The organism is Bradyrhizobium sp. Ken51 (genome assembly GCF_055807435.1).
Map to the genome: position 1 here is coordinate 1 of NZ_JBVVPB010000080.1, position 5,969 is coordinate 5,969.

Genomic DNA, 5,969 nt, shown 5'->3' on the forward strand with positions numbered 1-5,969 from the left:
TACCTGTATGATGATCAGCCCGGCTCATTTCGCGTCGTCGATTTGGAGATAGCCACGCCGGCCGGTAAGCTGTCCAGCAGCGACCTTTGGCTTCGGCTGCCCGTCTAACTAGTTCCCAAGCTCTGCAATGCCGGGACCGTGCTTCAACGATTAGCCGGTGCCCCTGCCCTACGTGCCGGCCTTGTAGGTCTTGATCGTGCCGGCCGGTATGTCACAGCATGCCCTTTCTCCGCAGGGCTACGTCTTTACATGCCATGCCCTGAGCCAGTTGGCCGCATGAGTCCAACTGCTCCCGCGCGCGTTCACGTCGGCGAAATTGCGAGATCGGTGACGCCGAGCGAGGCCTGAAATCTTGCTTTCACTTGCATCCTGCTTGCAGGCTGGCAGCTCTCTTAAACCCGCGGGGAATCGACCTTCCGAGCACGATGCGACGAAGAGCGACTGCAAGGAAGATTAAGCTACCAATGAAGCCCGCGTGTGCAGAAAGTATTCGCAGTTGAGCGGCGCGAGGCGTGCCAAAGGACACTATGCCTGTCGAAGTCGCGAGAGCCCAGCAGGATAAAAGACGTTCAAATCCTTGCAGGCGGATGCCCATAGAGGCATCACGATCGCGATCTGGCCGATTGCCGTAGTTCCTTGCCGTAGCTTATTCCTAGAGTTGTCCAAGGTTTGCGAAGAATGAACGTCTTCGCGAGGGTTTAGCGCCCAGAGTTTGGAGGATGGATATCCGCGGACCACGAGTTATGATAACTACCGCCCATTCAACCTCGCCAGGAGCCGACTAGTTGGTAAGGTTCGCGTTTGAACTCTCCCGGTACTGTGACTGGATTGCCAATTGCCTGCGCCCGCCGGGCGGATGGTGTCGATGGACAGCTTCGCGGCCGGGTTCAAACCAATCGGAGCACCATGTCCTCTAGCTCCACCGCCGGTATCGCCAAGAGAGCGCGCACGAAGGCTGAGGCCGATTTTGCCACCTGGCTCATGATGGCCAAGCTGGGTGGTTTCGATGACCTGCCGTCCAGCGCCCAAAGGTTTCTGACAAATTATCAAACTCGGCTCGAGACAATGAGCGAGGCCGAGTCCACGGCTCTAGCCGTTCGCGAGATCTACAGCGCTTATTACAGCGAGATGGGAGGCGTAGGCGCTGCGCCGGAACTAAAGGCTCGGACGCCTACGACAGAGAGCAAACTCGTGCGGTCCCAGAGACCGCCTGGACCTCAACCCGGTCAATCGGCTGCGCGCCAGTCGACGAGGCCAATGACCCGAAAATCCCTCACGGCACTGCTGATTTTCGCGAGCATGGTGGCGCTGGTTGTCGCATTCGGATTTCTAGCGCAGTAAGATCGCCGCGGATGTGTGCGACGTCTGCTTTTCCCCCGACAGCGACCTAACTAGCGGAGATCGTGCACTTCGCATTTGGGCCACAACCGGAAACCAGCAAAGTCCATTACCTCTTAGCGATCGACATGCTCTTCGAGCACAGGCACCCGGTCCATCGTGCCCGGAAGCAATATTTACCACCCGAGAGTTCCCATCGACGAATGCGTTAGCGCAAGCATGACAATTTTATGACTCGCGGAATGCACTGAGGGGAGTCTGATCCTCATATTCGATATGGGTAGAACTGCAGATCAGTGCTACGGAGCGCGGGTGGAGAAGAGCACCTTTTGCAGCCTCGATACTTTGGCGCCGCAACTGCATCGATACTGACACTCTCTTCCCTTACTCGCCGCGCTCATGTCGCGGACAATTCCCCAAAGGTGATCCATTCGTGTCTACGAGGACTCGGGCTTTGAGCCGATGCGCAGCTGGAATATCTGATCTCAATGTGAGTAGTGAAGGCGGATCTAAACATAATTTAGAGCCATCGTTCCTCGCCGCCCGGAATGAAGTGGACGGAGGACGCCTCACCGCGGCTCGGCGGAATGCATAACCGTCTTCTGGCAACACTGCCGCCAGCGGATTTTGATATGCTGGCGCCCGATCTACAGAGGGTTGCGCTTGATCAGGATGCCGTCCTCTCGCGATCGGGTGACCAGATTGAGAATGTCTTCTTTCCGGATGCCGGCGCCATCTCGCTGATGGTCGACATGGCGGACGGGCAGACGGTTTCCAGCGGCGTGGTCGGGCGCGAGGGCGCAATTGGCATGCTTTCCGTGCTAGGGCCGTCGCCTTCGGGGATCACCGCAATCGTTCGCTCGGCGGGTACCGCGTCGCGAATCCCCGCGCCGCGGTTTCACGCCGTTTTCAACCGAAGCCCAGCGATCCGGCACGCGGTCCAGATCCACGCCAGGACCTTGCTGATGAAATTTCAGCTCGGTATGGCTTGCAACGCATTGCATCCGGTCAAAGCTCGCATGGGCCCGCTGGTTACTCCATTTTAGCGACCGCATCGACCACGACTTCCTTCCGCTCACACAGGAGGCCCTATCGCAAATGATTGGTGTGCGACGAACGACGGTGACGGTCTTGATGCGCGATCTGCGCGCATCCGGTGCGATCAAATCTCATCGACGAGGTCAAATCGGGATCGATCGGTCGCGGCTCGCGGTCGCGGCTTGCGAATGCCACGGCACCATGCGTCTTGAACTCGAGAAGATCTTCTCATAAGTGGCCCGACCGATCTCATTGGCTATGCCGGATTGAAGGGCGAATAATTCCCTAAAGGAAGCCTAGTTTTGCATCACAGCGATTCCAGCTGCCCATGTCGCAGAAGGGTCACAATGCGAAGAACTCAACGTGAGCAAATCTGGTCCGCCATGCCTCGTGAGCGGACCTCGTGGAACGCCGCCGCTACTTCGCTGATGAGCCACAAGCAGAAGAAAGAGTCAGTTTCAATTCCATCGATTAGGCTGAGTGTTTCGAGATATCCACCACAATCCCGCACAAGTAACGGCAATCAGTTATGAGGTCGCGATCGTTCTGGCGTTCGTGATCGCGTTGACCACGGCCTTCATCCTCAATCGTGCGTTCGTTTTTGAATCAAAGGGCGGAGCTGTTGGTCAGTATGCGCGATTTGCGTTCGTCAATACGATTTCGCTGGTTCAGGTCTGGATCGTCAGTGTCGGCCTGGCACGTTGGGTTTTCCCCACGGTAGGCTTTCATTGGCACCCGAAGACGATCGCCCATTTCATCGGCGTCCTCATGCCAGTATTCACCAGCTATGTCGCGCACAAATACTATACGTTCCGGGAGGGGTTGATCTGAATGAAGGAAAAATACCCGACCGCATTCGTCAAGGCAAACAGCACCACTATTGTATCTTATTCGGTAACAGCAATTGCCGCGATCGTCTCAGTGTTTTTCCTGATCGTGGTGCTGAATTCCTACATGGATCCACCATTCTGGGATCAGCGGGAATTCTCCGCCACGCTTGCATCCGATCCCAATCGGATATGGTCGATTGGCTACATATTCGGTATCAATAATGAGCACATTATCGCAACATCGAAGCTGCTCTTTCTTGCCAGTTTCGGTTTGTTTCGGGCTACCAATCTTTTTTTGATTTTGTCGATCCTGTTTTTCAACGTGTGCATTGCAGTCATGCTGGCGTTCGTCACATTTCCGGATCGGAAAGACGTACGGAGATGGACAGCCATATCGACGTTCATTTTGTCGGGCTGGTCACTTGCACAATGGGAAAATCTGATCTGGGCATTTCAGCCGCACTTCTCACTTGTCATTATCGGCGCCATTCTTTCACTCTGGTTTCTCGCCCGATCGACGGACGAAAAGAGCAATCAAGGGCCAGCCAACTTTCTTGGCCTTCTGCTTTCGCTGTTTTTTACCATCTATTCGCTTGGAAACGGCGTTTTGATCTTTGCCGGCATGATATTCGTCTTGATTGCGCGCAGCAACCGCTGCGAGTCTGGCTTTCCACTGTCGGCGCGTGGGCCGTTGTTGCGGCACCTTTTCTCTGGATAGTGCGACAGGGCATCGAGGGACATACCAACGTCATCGGTGACCAATCGCTAAGAACAGCGGGCAACCTCATCGAGTTTTGTCTGAAAATGCCGGCCGGCCCGCTGTCCACGAGCAACGCAGCGACTGTCGGGGGCATGGTCTTGATAGTTATCGTGATGACCTTTGTTGTTGCCGCGCTGCTTCCGGTTGTCCGGGGAGAGCAGATTGATCGTTACATCGCGCTATTGTTGGGTCTCTGCGTTTTCCTGCTTGCGACAGTCCCGGTGACGGCGTGGGCTCGTGTTGCCTTGGGGCCTGATGCAGCTTTGCAGTCCCGATATGCAACTCATATGCTCGTGCTGGTGATGGCGACGTTTGGGGCGATTGCCCGATATTTATCACTCAAATACTCATCTCACGGCCCCCACAAGCTACGAACACTTGCGCCGATTGTTGTCGCGGCGCTTGTTGCGATATGGTCCGGTATCCAACCCGGCGTCCTCGCGGGCCTTCGCTCGCGCCATTCTACGGTTCAGCAGGCGGCCTATTTCCTAGCCTCCGGCGTCGAACCTGATGTTATTTTGCGCACACTGTTCCCAAACCCGGAGATGATTCGTCCGGCGCTCGCGTTTTTGAGGGAGCATCGGCTTTCCATGTTTGCGGAGCATTTCGGTCTGCGAATGCCGAAAGCGGACTTGATCCGATCTGCAATGACCCAACATATCGCACCATGCATCCATTTCAATGTCGATCGGATTGAACGGCTTGACGAATACGGCTGGCGTGCTCTGGGATGGGTCGCACAAGCCGGTTCCCGGCGCGCTCCTGAATGGCTCCTGGCTTTCGACGATGACAATCGGCTTCTCGGTTTCACGCGTCCCTATGCGGATCGACCGGACGTCGTCCGCGTCGTCCAGACACCGGCCTCGTTTCGCGGCTTCGACGTTCCTATCTCCCGACAAGCCGGCCTAGACCACCAAGTAAACCGCGTCTGGCTCATGGTTGTTTTCGAGCGCGGCGTGGGAGCTTGCAGAATTCCAATTTCCACTTCACTGCCGTAGGATGCTCTTGCGCTTACAAGGGGGCCTTGCCGCTTCTGCTCCGCCTCGCATTAATCATCGCTGTTATCGTCATTCCGCTGGTGTGGTCCAGCCACGGATCCTCTGCTGCGCAGTCGTTCGCTCGTTGGCGCTCATACGTTTCGAGCGTCATGACTGACGCCACCGAATTTGCGAAGCATCCTTCCAGAAGAAAAGCAGGAAAAAGAACTGGCCTGTGATCGAGTTCGCAAGACCTTGCCCCTTCCGGCGCTCGCAGGAACGGTCGACACGCTGCCTTCCATTCAGTCGAGCCTTCTCGCACATGGGCTGAAGTACCAACTGCGATGGAGCTTTTCGGCAGGCGCAAACAGTGCTGCTGGCTTCCATGCGCGGATTGCCGGCCATCCTCGCATCTGCCATTATTTGGAGGAAGGCTAGCGCCTTCATCGCGCGCAGTAGCGAGCTTCGGCGACTGTGGCCCTGCTCCATGTCGGCAACCTGCCTGGCCGGCGTGACTCACAATGTTCGAACGTCAACTCGGCCGCGAGACGGGCCGTCTATTCAGGATCACGCGCTCACCCCGATTTTCGTTCGTCGTTGCACCTCGGAACACAGCAGCAAATCGATCGCCTTCCCAAAGCTCAACGTTGTGCTCGCCATGCATTTGCTTGGCTCGACGCCTCGCCGCCTGCTCGTCAATGCAGTCGAGCTTTGCCACGCAGATCACTTGCCGGCTGCTGTCCACTACGAATGCTTTGTACCACATTACGCAATCCGATCCGAACGGGACGTCATTGTAATCGAATGTCCGTCTAAGGGCGGCGGCAAACTAAGTGTGGGTGCGCGGAGCCTTTGTACGTGTGGCAGTTCGGCTATACCAACTGGTGGAATTCATCGATCGCGCGGCGGCGCGCGTACATGCCTTAGCGCATGAGCTATCTCACTGGCGTAATCTCACCGTCTGCCGAAGCGTCCGGCTCGAGCTTAACATCGAAAAGCCCCCCAGCGTCATCAGCAACACACCTA

Annotated in this window: 7 protein-coding genes; all 7 read left to right on the forward strand. The window is 56.4% G+C overall.

Annotation, left to right across the window (positions count from 1 at the left end):
• Nucleotides 1–906: 906 nt before the first annotated feature.
• The 7 genes from AC0L27_RS40545 (at nucleotide 907) to AC0L27_RS40575 (ending at nucleotide 5,381) form a co-directional block, all read left to right on the forward strand.
• Nucleotides 907–1,341 carry a hypothetical protein gene (locus AC0L27_RS40545; protein WP_473323639.1) on the forward strand — a complete coding sequence of 145 codons (435 nt, stop codon included), beginning with the start codon at nucleotides 907–909 and terminating at the stop codon, nucleotides 1,339–1,341.
• A gap of 584 nt (nucleotides 1,342–1,925) precedes the next feature.
• Nucleotides 1,926–2,384: a Crp/Fnr family transcriptional regulator gene (locus tag AC0L27_RS40550; protein WP_473323641.1), complete on the forward strand. Its 459-nt coding sequence runs from the start codon at nucleotides 1,926–1,928 to the stop codon at nucleotides 2,382–2,384.
• A gap of 7 nt (nucleotides 2,385–2,391) precedes the next feature.
• Complete coding sequence (locus tag AC0L27_RS40555; protein WP_473323650.1) at nucleotides 2,392–2,610, forward strand: helix-turn-helix domain-containing protein; 219 nt, start codon at nucleotides 2,392–2,394, stop codon at nucleotides 2,608–2,610.
• Between the two features lie 246 nt (nucleotides 2,611–2,856).
• On the forward strand, nucleotides 2,857–3,207 hold the full coding sequence (locus tag AC0L27_RS40560) for a GtrA family protein (protein WP_473323643.1): 351 nt from the start codon (nucleotides 2,857–2,859) through the stop codon (nucleotides 3,205–3,207).
• Nucleotides 3,208–3,924 carry a hypothetical protein gene (locus tag AC0L27_RS40565; protein ID WP_473323645.1) on the forward strand — a complete coding sequence of 239 codons (717 nt, stop codon included), beginning with the start codon at nucleotides 3,208–3,210 and terminating at the stop codon, nucleotides 3,922–3,924.
• Nucleotides 3,924–4,964: a hypothetical protein gene (locus AC0L27_RS40570; RefSeq protein ID WP_473323646.1), complete on the forward strand. Its 1,041-nt coding sequence runs from the start codon at nucleotides 3,924–3,926 to the stop codon at nucleotides 4,962–4,964. Before AC0L27_RS40565 ends, AC0L27_RS40570 begins: the two co-directional genes overlap by 1 nt.
• A 168-nt stretch (nucleotides 4,965–5,132) precedes the next feature.
• Nucleotides 5,133–5,381, forward strand: coding sequence for a hypothetical protein (locus AC0L27_RS40575; protein ID WP_473323648.1), 249 nt, complete (start codon nucleotides 5,133–5,135; stop codon nucleotides 5,379–5,381).
• Nucleotides 5,382–5,969: the final 588 nt, after the last annotated feature.